Annotated in this window: 11 protein-coding genes and 1 pseudogene; 6 read left to right on the plus strand and 6 right to left on the minus strand. The window is 60.1% G+C overall.

The features are described 5' to 3' along the window. Positions 1 to 10 precede the first annotated feature (10 nt). The 6 genes and pseudogenes from tatB (at position 11) to HF257_RS05200 (ending at position 6,065) form a co-directional block, all read left to right on the plus strand. Positions 11 to 415 (plus strand): Sec-independent protein translocase protein TatB, encoded by a 405-nt coding sequence (gene tatB, locus HF257_RS05180; protein WP_185704801.1) that lies wholly within the window; start codon positions 11 to 13, stop codon positions 413 to 415. Continuing rightward, on the plus strand, positions 412 to 1,200 hold the full coding sequence (gene tatC, locus HF257_RS05185; RefSeq protein WP_105695032.1) for a twin-arginine translocase subunit TatC: 789 nt from the start codon (positions 412 to 414) through the stop codon (positions 1,198 to 1,200). Before tatB ends, tatC begins: the two co-directional genes overlap by 4 nt. Continuing rightward, on the plus strand, positions 1,197 to 1,904 hold the full coding sequence (locus tag HF257_RS05190; RefSeq protein WP_185704799.1) for a 16S rRNA (uracil(1498)-N(3))-methyltransferase: 708 nt from the start codon (positions 1,197 to 1,199) through the stop codon (positions 1,902 to 1,904). The genes tatC and HF257_RS05190 overlap by 4 nt, the downstream gene beginning before the upstream one ends. A gap of 277 nt (positions 1,905 to 2,181) precedes the next feature. Further along, a pseudogene (locus HF257_RS33530) lies at positions 2,182 to 3,150 on the plus strand (methyl-accepting chemotaxis protein); the annotation flags it as partial. A 144-nt stretch (positions 3,151 to 3,294) separates the two neighbouring features. Beyond that, positions 3,295 to 4,008 carry a methyl-accepting chemotaxis protein gene (locus HF257_RS33535; RefSeq protein WP_408635611.1) on the plus strand — a complete coding sequence of 238 codons (714 nt, stop codon included), beginning with the start codon at positions 3,295 to 3,297 and terminating at the stop codon, positions 4,006 to 4,008. Between the two features lie 146 nt (positions 4,009 to 4,154). Beyond that, positions 4,155 to 6,065 carry a methyl-accepting chemotaxis protein gene (locus tag HF257_RS05200; RefSeq protein ID WP_185704795.1) on the plus strand — a complete coding sequence of 637 codons (1,911 nt, stop codon included), beginning with the start codon at positions 4,155 to 4,157 and terminating at the stop codon, positions 6,063 to 6,065. Here HF257_RS05200 and HF257_RS05205 read toward each other — a convergent pair. The 6 genes from HF257_RS05205 to HF257_RS05230 all read right to left on the minus strand — a co-directional run bounded on the left by HF257_RS05205 (position 6,060) and on the right by HF257_RS05230 (position 14,133). Next, on the minus strand, positions 6,060 to 6,794 hold the full coding sequence (locus HF257_RS05205; RefSeq protein WP_185704792.1) for an amino acid ABC transporter ATP-binding protein: 735 nt from the start codon (positions 6,792 to 6,794) through the stop codon (positions 6,060 to 6,062). The two genes, HF257_RS05200 and HF257_RS05205, sit on opposite strands and share 6 nt — an antisense overlap. Beyond that, positions 6,787 to 7,746 (minus strand): amino acid ABC transporter permease, encoded by a 960-nt coding sequence (locus tag HF257_RS05210; RefSeq protein ID WP_185704790.1) that lies wholly within the window; start codon positions 7,744 to 7,746, stop codon positions 6,787 to 6,789. The genes HF257_RS05205 and HF257_RS05210 overlap by 8 nt, the downstream gene beginning before the upstream one ends. 141 nt (positions 7,747 to 7,887) lie before the next feature. Continuing rightward, positions 7,888 to 8,685, minus strand: a complete 798-nt coding sequence (locus tag HF257_RS05215) for a transporter substrate-binding domain-containing protein (protein ID WP_026137058.1) — start codon at positions 8,683 to 8,685, stop codon at positions 7,888 to 7,890. 219 nt (positions 8,686 to 8,904) lie between these two features. Further along, positions 8,905 to 9,705, minus strand: a complete 801-nt coding sequence (locus tag HF257_RS05220; RefSeq protein WP_185704788.1) for a transporter substrate-binding domain-containing protein — start codon at positions 9,703 to 9,705, stop codon at positions 8,905 to 8,907. A 185-nt stretch (positions 9,706 to 9,890) separates the two neighbouring features. Further along, the gene (gene mdoH, locus HF257_RS05225) at positions 9,891 to 12,461 is read right to left on the minus strand and encodes a glucans biosynthesis glucosyltransferase MdoH (protein WP_185704786.1); all 2,571 of its coding nucleotides are present in this window, start codon (positions 12,459 to 12,461) and stop codon (positions 9,891 to 9,893) included. Continuing rightward, complete coding sequence (locus HF257_RS05230; protein ID WP_198913501.1) at positions 12,454 to 14,133, minus strand: glucan biosynthesis protein G; 1,680 nt, start codon at positions 14,131 to 14,133, stop codon at positions 12,454 to 12,456. Before HF257_RS05230 ends, mdoH begins: the two co-directional genes overlap by 8 nt. Between the last annotated feature and the right edge of the window lie 272 nt (positions 14,134 to 14,405).

Here is a 14,405-nt window from a genome sequence, read left to right on the forward strand (position 1 = left end):
GCACTGACTAATGTTTGGTATCAGCTTCTCTGAACTGCTGCTCGTCGGCCTCGTGGCCCTGCTGGTGCTGGGGCCGGAACGCCTGCCCGGTGCCGCACGCACGGCCGGCCTGTGGATCGGGCGCCTGAAACGCAGTTTCAACGCCATCAAACAGGAAGTTGAACGGGAAATCGGCGCTGACGAGATCCGTCGGCAATTGCACAACGAACATATCCTGTCGTTGGAGCAAGAGGCACGCAAGATTCTGTCGCCGGTACAGGAGCCCGCCAAGCCGGTGGAACCTGTGCCCGAAAACAGCATCGCGCCAGCGTCTGACACCGCCCCCGTGGCACCGCCTGCTCCCACCGAGCCTGCGCCGGCGCCCGTTGCGTCGCCCGCTCCCCATGACCCTACATTGCCGCCGCGAGCCCCATGAGCGCTGATAAACCGGAAAACGACCAGCATATGCCGCTGGTCTCGCACCTCACCGAGTTGCGCACCCGCCTGCTGCGTTGTGTAGCGGCCATCTTCATCATCTTTGCCGGGCTGTTCGCCTTTACCCAGCAGATCTACACCTTCGTCTCGACACCCCTGCGCCAGTACCTGCCAGCCGGTGCGACGATGATCGCCACCGATGTGTCATCGCCGTTCCTCACGCCGTTGAAGCTGACCATGATGGTCTCGCTGTTCCTGGCGATCCCGGTGATCCTGCACCAGATCTGGGGCTTTATCGCGCCGGGCCTGTACAAGCATGAAAAGCGCATCGCGGTGCCGTTGCTGGTGTCGAGCATCTTGCTGTTCTACACCGGCATGGCGTTCGCCTACTTCCTGGTGTTCCCGCTGATCTTCAAGTTCTTCGCCGCTGCTACCCCGGCCGGCGTGGAAATGATGACCGACATCACCAGCTACCTCGACTTCGTGATGACGCTGTTCTTTGCCTTTGGCGTGGCCTTCGAAATTCCGGTGGCCGTGGTGCTGCTGGTGTGGATCGGCGTGGTCGACGTGAAGTACCTGAAGAAGATCCGCCCGTACGTGATCATCGGCTGCTTCGTGGTCGGCATGATCCTGACGCCGCCAGACATCTTCTCGCAGACCCTGCTGGCTGTGCCGATGTGGATGCTGTTTGAGATCGGCATCCTGTTCAGCGGCTTGATCAGCAAGCGCGGCGACCATCCGGACGACCAACCCGAAGACGATCAACCGCCAGCGACCCAGCCGTGAACCTGCTGCTGCTGGAGGAGGCCGACTTTATCGCGGCCGACCGGGTGGTGCTGCGTGATCGCCGCTTGGTGCATATGCAGGAAGTCCACCGCGCCGCCGTAGGCGACAGCCTGCGCGTCGGGCGCATCGGTGGGCTGATGGGCAATGCCCAACTGCTGCGCCTGGAGGCCGGCGAAGCCGAACTTCAAGTGAGCTTCGACCAGCCACCGCCGACCAAACTGCCCCTGACCCTGCTGCTGGCCCTGCCCCGCCCGAAAATGCTGCGCCGGGTGCTGCAAACCGTAGCAGCCATGGGCGTACCCAAGGTGGTACTGGTCAATAGCTACCGGGTCGAGAAGAGCTTCTGGCAAACCCCATTCCTGGAGCCCGAGGCGATTCGCGAGCAACTGATCCTTGGCCTGGAACAGGCGCGGGACACGGTATTGCCCGAGATCATCATCGAGAAACGCTTCAAGCCGTTCGTCGAAGACCGGCTGCCGAGAATGGTTGACGGCACCCTGGGCTTGATCGGCCACCCCGGCGATTACCCGCCGTGCCCACGTGGGTTGGATGAGCCGGTGACCCTGGCGATTGGCCCCGAGGGCGGCTGGATTCCCTACGAGGTCGATCTACTGACCAAGGCTGGCATGCAGCCTGTACAGCTCGGCGCACGCATCCTGCGGGTCGAAACTGCCGTCACCGCCCTGCTCGCCCGGCTCTTCTAGCCACAATGCCCTTTGTAGTGAGCGGGCTTGCCCCGCGCTTCGATTTACCAGGCACCCCACATGTACCTGACACACCGCAGCGCGGGCCAAGCCCGCTCACTACAAACACCCCATTTCCTACAGAATTGCTGACACATGCCGATACGCTCTGAATAAGACCAAGCCTTGTTCCAGGGGAGATTGCAGCATGTATCGTTGGTTAGCCGAAAAGCTGGGAAATGTCAGCGTCAAATCCAAGCTGGGCATAGGTTTTGGCCTGGTCTTGCTGCTCACGCTCATGATCACCTTCACCGGTTGGACCGGCCTGGGTGACGTGATCAGCCGTGGTGACAAACTGGGCTTTATCTCCAGCCTCAACGGGCTGACCAAGGACTTGCGCCTGGCACGCCTGGACTTCGAAATGCGCCGAGGTGAACAAGGCACGAGCGCCGTCAACGATCTGATTACCCAACTGGACAACGGCCTGAAAACTGCCGCAGACCTGATCGAACAACCTGACGACAAGGCCCTGGTAGAACAGCAACAGGACGCTTTGAACCAGTACAAAAAAGCGTTCGCCGCGATGGTCCAGGCCGGTCTCAAACGCGAAGGTGCACGCAGCAAGCTCGGCGACACGGCCGACAACGCCGTGGCCAAGACCAACGACATCGAAAAAAGCCTCCTGCAAGGTGACAGCGTCAGCCAATTCAACAGCGTGGTCGACCTGAGCAAGCTGATCCAGCAAGCACGCTTCCAGGTTCGCGGCTACACCTACAGCGGCAAAGTCGAGGCCGAGCAGCCCGCGCTGGATGCCATCGACAATGCCCTGAAAAAGATCACCGAACTCGAAGGCCAACTGCCGGCGCAGTTCCAGACCAACCTGCAAGAGGCCAGCACTTCGCTGCAAGCGTACCGTGCGGCTGTCAGCCAGTACCGTGACTCTCAAGTAGCAAACACCGCTGCCCTGAAAATCGCGACCGAACAAGGCGATATCTTGCTGGGTCACAGCAACAAACTCACCACCTCGCAAACCGCGGTGCGAGACACAGATGCCGCGCAGGCCAAACAACTGCTGCTGCTAGCCACTGCACTAGCCCTGATCTTCGGCATGGTCGCCGCCTGGGCCATCACCCGTCAGATCACTATTCCGCTGAACCAAACCCTCAAGGTCGCAGAGCGCGTTGCCTCAGGTGACCTGAGCCACAACCTCAACTCGACTCGCCAGGACGAATTGGGCCAACTGCAACGTGCGATGCAGAGCATGAGTGTGGGCCTGCGCGAACTGATCGGCGGCATCAGCGACGGCGTGACCCAGATCGCCAGCGCTGCCGAGCAATTGTCGGCCGTGACCGAGCAAACCAGCGCTGGCGTGAACAGCCAGAAGGTCGAGACCGACCAAGTGGCCACCGCTATGAACGAAATGGCAGCGACGGTGCAAGAAGTGGCGCGCAACGCCGAGGAAGCTTCCGAAGCGGCTGTAGCCGCCGACCAGCAGGCCCGTGAGGGCGACAAGGTCGTCGGCGAAGCCATCGCCCAGATCGAACGCCTGGCCACCGAGGTGGGCAACTCCACGGTCGCCATGGGCGATCTGCAACGCGAAAGTGACAAGATCGGCAGCGTGCTTGATGTGATCAAGTCTGTGGCCCAGCAAACCAACCTGCTGGCCCTCAACGCTGCCATCGAGGCGGCACGGGCCGGTGAAGCCGGGCGCGGCTTCGCAGTGGTGGCCGATGAAGTGCGCAGCCTGGCCCAACGCACCCAAAAGTCCACCGAAGAGATCGAGGAACTGATCGTCGGCCTGCAAAGCGGCACCCAGCAGGTGGCGACCATCATGGACAACAGCCGCAGCCTCACCGACAGCAGTGTCGAATTGACCCGCCGCGCCGGCAACGCACTGGGCAACATCACCCGCACGGTCTCGACCATCCAGGCGATGAACTCGCAGATCGCCACCGCTGCCGAACAACAAAGCGCCGTGGCGGAAGAGATCAACCGCAGTGTGTTGAATGTGCGAGATGTATCGGAACAGACTTCTTCGGCCAGTGAGGAGACTGCCGCGTCCAGCGCCGAACTGGCGCGCCTGGGCATCTACTTGCAAACCCTGGTGGGGCGCTTTCGCATCTGATCGGCTGTTCGCGGCGGCCGACCTCGACCGCCGCGAACAGTATCTTGTGAAGTTTCCTACGCGTTTATCATCCCTTCCTTTCCCCTCCCGCCGCCAAATCGAATTAGCGTTTGCATTGAACGCTATTGCTGATTTGGAGGCTCCCCATGTTTCGTCGGCTGACCCGCCTGCTGGGCAATGCCAGCGTCACACTTAAACTGGCCCTGGGCTTTGGCCAGGTGCTGATCCTCAGTCTCATCATCGCGGGCACCGGCTTGCAGGCTCTGAACGCGGTGCTCAACCGCTCGAGCAACTTGACGGCATTGGCGCAATTGGCCGTGGTCGCGGAGGCCATGCGTGCTGATCGCATTGTGTACCGCACGCTTAGTGACACCGCCAGCCTGGGCAAGTTAACCGGCCAGATTGAGAAGATCGAACAGCACCTCTCGTTCCTCTCCCACAATATGAAGGCGCCGGCAGACCTGCAGCGAGTCCAGGATGCGACACGTTTGGCCGAGAGTTTCAAGGCCGCGCTGGCGGAGCTTCCAACCCTGATAGAGCGCCGGGAAAACGCGCGTGCGCCGTTGAGAAAGACCGCCGTCCAAGCCGGAGATACCCTGGCCCAACTGGCCAGCGAATTACCCGACCAAGATGATGAAAAGGCCCTGGACGCGATTGAAAACCTACGCCAGGCAATCAGCCAGGCCGAGGACGGTGCGCAAGCTCCAGCGTGGTCGAGCGAATCGCTGGAGGCTTATGCGCTGAATGTCAGCAAAGCACTTGATTCGCTGCAGGTTGCGCTGAACGCCGTTATCGCTTTACCCGTTGACTCGACCTTGCTCAAGAGCGATCTGGAGGCGTATCAAAACCAGCTTTCAGCGCTCAAAGAAGCACAGCTGAACACTGAAAGCGTGCAGAACCGCTTCGAACAACAGCTCAACCAATTGCTTGAACAAAGTGATGAGTTGAGCCTGGGCCAGACGCAAAAACGTGACAACGAAGCGGATCAAACCCGCACATTGCTGATGGGCGTCACCCTGGCAGCCCTGCTGCTCGGCAGCCTGGCTGCCTGGTGGATCGCCGGGCAGATCGTGCGGCCGCTGCGCAAGGCCCTGGCCACGGCCAATCGCATCGCCGAGGGCGATCTGAGCCGCACCACGCAAGTAGTGGAGCGCCGCGATGAACTGGGCCAATTGCAGCAGAGCATCGCCCAAATGGCCCACAACCTGCGCCACCTTATCGGAGGCATCGGTGACAGCGCCCGAGAGATCGCCAGTGCGGCCACCCAGTTGTCGACAGTCACTGAAAAAACACGGGATGGGATCAATAACCAAAAAGATGAAACCGATCAGGTCGCCACCGCGATGAACGAAATGCTCGCGACGGCCCAGGAAGTCGCCAGGCATGCCGAACGGGCCTCGATCGCGGCGATTGAGGCCGACCTGCAAGCCGGTGCCGGGAACAAAGTAGTGGCGCAAGTGGTTGAGCAAATTGGCCAACTGGCCGACGAAATGGCGCTCTCGGCCCGTGCGATGGTGGCGTTGCAACAGGAAAGCCAAAAGATCGGCAGCGTGCTGGACGTCATCAAATCCGTATCCCAGCAGACCAACCTGCTGGCACTGAATGCCGCGATCGAAGCGGCACGAGCCGGCAATGCCGGCGAAGGTTTTGCCGTTGTGGCCGACGAAGTGCGCAGCCTCGCGCAGCGTACCCAGGAGTCCGCCGAAGAAATCGAAGGGCTGATCAAGAGCCTGCACGCTGGCACCCAGCAAGTCGCTGACATCATGGACGGCAGCCGCAACCTGACCGACTACAGCGTAGGCCTGACGCGGGATGCAGGCGATGCACTGGCGGCGATTGCCCGCACGGTGGCGGTGATCCAGGAAATGAACCCGCAAATCGCCGCCGCCGCCGAGGAGCAGAGCGCGGTGGCCGAGGAGATCAATCGCAGTGTATTGAAAGTGCGGGATGTGTCCGAACAAACGGCCGCCGCCAGCGAGGAAACCGCGGCGGCGAGCGTTCAGTTGAGCAAGTTGAGCCGGGACTTGCAGATGCTGGTGGGCAAGTTCACGTTATAGGACTTGGCGCAGGAACGCCTGGGCCCGAGGGTCTTTCGGTGAGGCGAAGAACTCGGCCGGTGCGGCGTCTTCAAGCAACTTGCCGTGATCGAAGAACAACACACGGTCGGCCACTTCACGGGCAAAGCCCATTTCGTGGGTGACGCAGACCATGGTCATGCCTTCCAGGGCCAAGGTCTTCATCACGTCCAGCACTTCGCCGACCATTTCCGGGTCGAGGGCCGAGGTAGGTTCGTCAAACAGCATCACCTTGGGTTCCATCGCCAGGGCACGGGCAATCGCTACCCGTTGCTGCTGGCCACCAGAGAGACGCGATGGAAACTCATTGGCCTTCTGTGCAATGCCGACCTTTTCCAGCAGCGCCAACGCCTTGGCCTCGCGCTCTTTCTTGCCGCGCTTGCGCACGACTTTTTGCGCTAGGCAAAGGTTCTCCAGCACCGTCATGTGGGGGAACAGGTTGAAGTGTTGGAACACCATGCCGACTTCGCGGCGATAGGCGTTCACATCAGTCTTCGGGTCGGCCAGTTGCAGGCCGTCGATGCTCACCGAGCCCGAATCAAACTCTTCAAGACCATTGAGGCAGCGTAGGAAGGTAGACTTGCCGGAGCCGGACGGGCCGATCACCACCAGCACTTCGCCCTTGGCCACCTGGGTGGTGACATGGTCGACCGCGCGCACGATATGGCCACGGGTGTCGAAGACTTTTACCAGATCGCGGACTTCAATCACTTTGTGCGAGCCTCCGCTCAAGCCGGCTGGCCATTTTCGACAGCGGCAGGTTGATCAGCAGGTACAGGCCTGCCACACAGAACAGGATCTCGAACGGCGAGAACGAGGTGGTGATCACTTCACGACCGCTCTTGAGCAGTTCGGTGATGGCAATCACCGAGACCAGCGAGGTGTCTTTAACCAGACTGATGAATTGACCCGCCAGCGGTGGCAGCACGCGCTTGAACGCTTGCGGTAGCACCACATGGCGCATCGACTGGCTGGCGCTCAGGCCCAGGGAGCGAGCGGCTTCGTTCTGGCCACGGGTGATGGACTGCACACCGGCCCGCACGATTTCCGCCACATAGGCACCGGTAAACAGCGACAGCGCAGCGATTCCGGCGAATTCCCGGGACAGGTTGAGCACCGTGCCAATAAAGAAATAGAAAATGAAGATCTGCACCAGCAGAGGCGTACCGCGTACCAGTTCGACGTAGATCGTCGACAGGTCCCGCAGGGTCGGGTTGCTGGACAGGCGGCACAAGCCGGTCGCCAGGCCAATCGCCAGGCCCAGGATGCCGGACACCACCGACAGCCACAGCGTGGTCCACAAGCCCCACATCAACGGCCCCAGCGCCCAATGCCGGGTTACGCCGATCACATCACCTTCGGCCACGTCATCGCCGCGTGCCACTTGCAGGCTGTTGTCGGCCACAGTGAGCTTTTGCTCGGCACCCGCATCATTGCGCAGGGTCACTTCGGCGACGTCGCCTTTGCGCACCAACTCGACCACGGTGGAGATATCCGCCGCACGCTGGGAGGTTTCAGCCTGGTAGGCGAAGTACTGCGGCACGCGGTTCCAGCGCCACTCGTAGGACATCAACGAGGTGGCGTAGTACAAGGCGCCAGCCAGGCCGACCAGCACGACCACGGTCAGCAGGTGCCAGGGCCATTGGGCTTTTTTCTGTTTCATTTCAAGTTCCGGGATTGGTGTTGCTTGTCAGGCCGTCTTCGCGAGCAAGCCCGCTCCCACACTTGACCGAGTTCCAACATGAAATGCGGTCAACAGGTGGGAGCGGGCTTGCTCGCGAAGGGCGCGACTCGGTCTAAACCTTTATTCCATGTCCTTGAGCCACTCGGAGCTCTTGAACCACTTGTCATGGATGCGATCGTAGGTGCCGTCGTTACGGATCTGGTGCAGGAAGTTGTTGATGAAGTTGATGCTGTCGTAATCGCCTTTTTTCAGGCCGAACGCCAATGGCTCAAAGGTGAACGGTTCTTCGAGGAACACCAGCTTGCCATTGCCGACTTTCTTCTCGGCAACCACGTTGTACGGTGCGTCATACACAAAGGCATCAGCCTTGCCGTTGACCACGTCCAGTACGCCCTCCTGTTCGTTGTCATAGCCGTGGTACTTGGCTTTGGAGATCAACTTTTTGGCGACCATCTCACCGGTGGTACCCAGCTTGGAGGTCAGGCGGTATTTCTCGTCGTTCAGGTCTTTATAGGACTTGATGGTGCCTTCCAAGTCCTTGCGAATCAGCAGGGTCTGGCCAACCACGATGAAGGGTTCGCTGAAATTCAGGCGCAGGTTGCGCTCCTGGGTCAGGGTCATGCCGCTGCCGATCATGTCGAACTTGCCGGTGAGGAAAGCCGGAATGATGCCGTCGTAACCGGTGGAGACCAGCTCCAGCTTGACGCCCATGGACTTGGCCATGGCCTTGAGGATGTCGACTTCGAAGCCGATGATTTCACCGCGCTTGTCTGTCATTTCGAACGGCATGTAGGTCGGGTCCATGCCGACTTTCAGCGTGCCGCGCTTGACCGCATCATCGATGGCACCGGCCTGGGCCGCATTGGCCGCGACCAGCGCAGTGACGCCTAGCAGCAGCATCGAAAGATACTTTTTCATCATCAAGTCCCCTGAACGATTCTTATAAGGTCGGCGCGCAAAAGGGCTGCACCATTTCGGGGTGCGATCCTAACCCACTCGTCTCCTGTCACAAAGGTTTCACGGGTATTTGTTGTCGACGTATGTCGGAAAAGCCCCACAACGGAGCAACAAAGCGCAGGAGTAGACACTTGCGTGGGCCGTGCGCCCGAATGACTGATGTGTAAGCAGTTATGAATTTCAGTCCATTTCCGCCATCCAGGCCGTGTCCTTGAACCACTTGTCGTGGAGTCGATCGTAGGTCCCGTCTTGAGCGATCTGGTTAAGGAAATGGTTGATCCAGTTGAGGCTGTCGTAATCCCCTTTCGTCAGTCCGAACGCTAGGGGTTCGAAGGTAAAAGGCTGCTCCAGCATCAGTAACCTGCTGTTTTCCGCGCGGCTCACGGCGATCAGGTTATAGGGGGCGTCATAGACAAAGGCATCCGCCTTGCCGTCCACCAACTGACGCACACCCTCTTCCGGCGTGGCAAAGCTGCTCAGGCGAGCGGCGCCCAGAAACCGCTGGGCCGCTGCCTGTCCGGTGGTGCCCTGGATAGTTGCAATACGGTAGGTGGCGTCGTCCAGGTCTTCGATACTGGCGACCTTGCCAGCCAGGCTGGGATGCAGCAACACGGTCTGGCCTACCACGATAAAGGAGTCGCTGAAATTCAACTTGAGATTGCGCTCTTGTGTGACAGTCATGCCGCTGCCGATCAGATCGTATTTCTTCGCCATCAGCCCTGGCAACAGTTCGGTGTAGGGCACTGCGACCATCTCCAGCTCTACGCCCAGTGCGCGGCTCATGACCCGCAGCAAATCGACTTCAAAGCCAACGATGCGACCCTGCTTGTCCGTCATTTCGAACGGTACGTAGGTCGGCGTGGTACCGACCTTCAGTACACCGCGCCGGACAGCATCGTCGAGTGCGCCGGCCTGGGTTGGGCCACCGTAAAGCCATACGACAGCGCCAAACAGCAATGCCGAACCATACCTTTTGATCATGAATTCCCCCGTGGCGAGTCAGATTTGGGGGGCGATGCTACTCCTGCCGCGAGCACGGCAGAACGCTTCGAACAAAGGTCTTTTGTTTCGAAATAACAATAAGTTAAGTCTGACAGGAAACGTCAGGAAGCGCCGTAGGACCAGCGTTCGAATGCCCCCGAGGAGAACCCTCGGGGGCGTCTGAATCAGGCCGGTTGGGCCTGGGAGGACAGCGGCTGCAGCGGCAGCAATGGCGCGTGCGGGTCGGACTTGATCGAATCACGCCAAGCGGCGAGCCACTCGGCATGCCCTTCGCTCCAGACCTGCTCGTGCAAGCGAGCCAGAGCGACTGGATCACTGAGCAAGGCCAGGCGTTCGCTGTTGTTGAGACCTGCAGGGCCGACTTTCAACGCATGACGAACACGTTCCACACGCAGGTACTCGATTGGCTCCGCCTCACGGTGACGCGAGGTCGCCAAGGCGCAGGCCAGGGCGTTCTGCTGCGGGTCGACCACTGACCGCACGAAGCCGTCATTGAGCGCATGCCAACGGTTTTCGTGGGTGTACTTCTCGGTGGAGAGCAACGCTTGCGGCGGGTTGTATTCCTCAGGGATCAGGAACAGGCTCTCGTCGCGGGACTTGAGGCCCAGCTTGACCCGACTGGAGATCACCGACACCGGGATCGACAGCATCAACGAGCCAACGATGGGCACCAGCCACCACAGGAAGCTTGGGTTCAACCACACCACCAGCAGCGCCCACAAAAAGCCCAGCACAGTTTGCGGACCGTGGCGCTTGACCGCTTCGCTCCACGGCGTCGAGTCGTCGTCACGCTGCGGCGAGTTCCAAGTTGCGGCCCAGCCAAGGAACGCGGCGAGCACGAAACGGGTGTGGAAAATCATCCGCACCGGCGCCAGCAGCATGGAGAACAACATCTCCAGCAGCATCGACAAGGTCACCTTGAACTTGCCGCCAAACTCTTTCGCGCCCTTGGCCCAGATCAGGATGATGCTCAGCAACTTGGGCAGGAACAGCAATACGATGGTGGTGGAGAACAGCGCCACCGCCTTGTCCGGATGCCATTGCGGCCACAGCGGGTACAACTGGCGCGGGGCCATGAAGTACTGCGGCTCCATCAGGGTGTTCACCGCCAGCAAAGCCGTGGATAACACCAGGAACAGGAACCACAACGGTGCCGACAAGTAAGACATTACGCCGGTCAGGAACACCGCGCGGTGCACCGGGTGCATGCCCTTTACCAGGAACAGGCGGAAGTTCATCAGGTTGCCGTGGCACCAGCGGCGGTCACGCTTGAGTTCGTCCAACAGGTTCGGCGGCAGTTCTTCGTAGCTGCCCGGCAAGTCGTAGGCAATCCACACGCCCCAGCCGGCACGGCGCATCAGCGCGGCTTCGACGAAGTCGTGGGACAGGATCGCACCGGCGAACGCACCTTTACCCGGCAACGGCGCCAGGGCGCAGTGCTCGATAAACGGCTTCATGCGGATGATCGCGTTGTGACCCCAGTAGTGGGATTCACCCAACTGCCAGAAGTGCAGGCCGGCGGTAAACAGCGGGCCGTACACACGGGTGGCGAACTGCTGCATGCGCGCATACAGGGTGTCCATGCCCGACGCACGTGGCGCGGTCTGGATGATCCCGGCATCCGGCGTGGCTTCCATCAGGCGCACCAGGCTGGTCAGGCATTCGCCGCTCATCACGCTGTCGGCGTCGAGCACCACCATGTACTTGTATTCACCGCCCCAGCGACGGCAGAAGTCGTCGAGGTTACCGCTCTTGCGCTTAACGCGACGGCGGCGACGGCGGTAGAAAATCTTGCCAAAACCGCCGGCTTCGCGGCACACGTCGAGCCAGGCTTGCTGTTCGGCGATGCAGATGTCGGCGTCATTACTGTCGCTGAGCACGAAGAAATCGAAGCGGTCCAGGTCACCTGTGGCGGCCACCGATTCGAACGTAGCGCGCAGGCCGGCAAATACCCGAGGCACGTCTTCGTTGCAGATCGGCATGACCAGTGCGGTGCGGGCGTCTTTCGGAATCGGCTCGTCACCGGCACTTTTACCGGAGATGCGGTACTTATCGTGACCGGTGAGCAATTCCAGGAAGCCCATCAACGCCGTCCAGAAACCAGCCGAGACCCAGCAGAACAAGATCCCGAACATGATCAGGATGCTGGTTTGCAGGGCGTAAGGCAGGACCTGGGTGGCGGTTTGCAACAGGGTCTGGTTGCGGATCTCGTCGAAGTCCACCAGCGACCAGCCCTGGTACGGCATGATGCCTTTCATGTACCAGCCAGCAACGATGGTCTGGCCAAGCATCAGCACCAGCAGGATGTAACGACGGATCGAACCCACCGTACGCCAGCGTGCAGCGGGCAGGACCCGTTCGTCCTTCGGCGGCTTTGGCGGGTTGGTACGCCCGGTCATCCGGCGCCAGCCGCGGACCAGGATGTTGGTGCGCCAAGGCTCAGGCACGACCTTGGTACGGCGAATCGGCGGCGTGGCCTTGAGGCACACGCGACCGCTGGCATCGAGCGCGAGCATTTCGGCGTCTTGCAGTTCTTCCGCGGTGCTCAAGGTCAAGCGGCGGCCAACCGACGCTTGGGCAGCGTCGACGGGCGCGTCGAAAGTCTTCGAGGACAAACGCTCGTGCAACTCGGTGAAGGATGTGCAGCCCGCCAGTTCGGCGCGCTGCTCAGCGGTCATCGGTAGATGCGCCAGGTACTCGGACAGAGTTTCTGGCTGGACTTGAGAATTACTCATCGGCAGGCAACTGATAGCTCCAGGTTTCGGTCAGGACTTGTTCGGTCTTTTCCGGCTCCGGTGTGGCTGGGGCAGCTTCTGGCTGCTTGGCTTCCTTGTCCTTCGCGTCTTTCTTGGCCTGCTTCTCGTGCTGCTTGGCCAGCACTTTGTCAGCCTTGAGCACTTGGCTCGAGACCTTCTCAGGCTCAGGCTTCGGAATATCCTGGACCAGAGCAGCACGCATTTCGGTCGGTTTGCCTGCGTCCTTGATCTTCATGCGCAAGGTCAGGCGCCAGCCTTTGGTGTGCTCGTTGTAGCGCACGCTGTTCTCGACCACTTCGGCGTTGTCGCCAACACTGACTTGGCTACGCACCGGTGCGTCCGAAGGCAAGGCCTTGAGGGACGGGCCTTCGAAGTCCACGAGGTAGGCCACGCTGCCGTCTGGCTGACGGATCAGGTTGGACTGCTTCACGTCGCCAGTGGAACGCAGGGTCTGCTTGACCCAGGCGCTGTCGGCTGGATGCAGGGCTTTTTCGTCCATGGTCCAGTGCAGACGGTAGGCGACGTCCAGCGGCTTGCCGACTTCCGGCAGCTCTGCAGGGCTCCAGAACGCAACGATGTTGTCGTTGGTTTCATCGGCAGTCGGAATCTCTACCAGGTTGACGGTGCCCTTGCCCCAGTCGCCCTCAGGCTCGATCCAGGCGCTTGGGCGCTTGTCGTAGTTGTCGTCCAGGTCTTCGTAGTGGCTGAAATCGCGACCGCGTTGCAGCAGGCCGAAACCGCGTGGGTTTTCTACGGTGAAGTTGCTGACCGACAGGTGTTTAGGGTTGTTCAGCGGACGCCAGATCCATTCGCCATTGCCGGCATGAATCGACAGGCCACTGGAATCGTGCAGCTCACGGCGGTAGTTCAGCACTTTGGAAGGCTGGTTCGCACCGAACAGGTACATGCTGGTCAACGGGGCAACGCCCAGCTTGCTGACTTTGTCACGCAGGTACATCTGGGATTTGACGTCGACAATGGTGTCGGTGCCCGGGCGCAGGGTCAGGCGATAAGCGCCAGTTGCACGCGGCGAGTCCAGCAAGGCAAAGATCACCAGTTGCTTCTCACCCGGTTTTGGACGCTCGATCCAGAACTCGGTGAAGCGTGGGAATTCTTCGCCGGACGGCAATGCAGTGTCGATCGCCATGCCACGGGCGGACAGGCCATACGACTGGCCCTTGCCGACGACGCGGAAGTAGCTGGCGCCGAGCATGGTCATGATTTCGTCTTGCTTGTCGGCCTTGTTGATCGGATACAGCACACGGAAACCGGCATATCCCAGTTGTTCGGTGGCTTTAGGATCGAATTTCACATCGCCAAAATCGAAACGGCTTGGGTCGTACTTGATTTCGTTGACGCTGTCGGCAGTGACTTCGTTGATTTTCACCGGCGTGTCGAAGTGCATGCCCTGGTGATAGAAGGACAACTTGAACGGCGTGTTCTGATCGGCCCACTCGGCTTTTTCGTTGCGGAAACGAATCTTCTGGTAGTCAGCGAACTTCATTTCGCGGAATTCGTTTGGCAGATTGCTGCGCGGAGCTTCGTATTTCTGCCCGGCCAGCTCTTTTGCCTTGGCCGACACATCATCCAGACTGAATGCCCACAGTTGACCCGCGCCGAACAGGCAAAACAGGGCGGAGCCCGTCACCAGTACGTTTCGTAACCGTTTGGCAGACAATTTTGGTGCATTACAGGGACTAACAATCACGAGCAACCCTCGCCGAAAACAGATCAAAAAACCAACGGCCAGCTATCTATATGCCAGGTTGGCGAGCATTGTTCCGACTCCCCCGGGGCAAAATGATTCCCCATTGGCTGTCGGACAAGTCTCTACCTAAGTCAAAAATGGACCAAACAACGCTGATCCCCGTAGCGCGCGATTATCTAGTAGCCCGCGAGACAACGCATCAGGGACAACGAAGT

The sequence above is a fragment of the Pseudomonas cremoris genome (assembly GCF_014230465.1).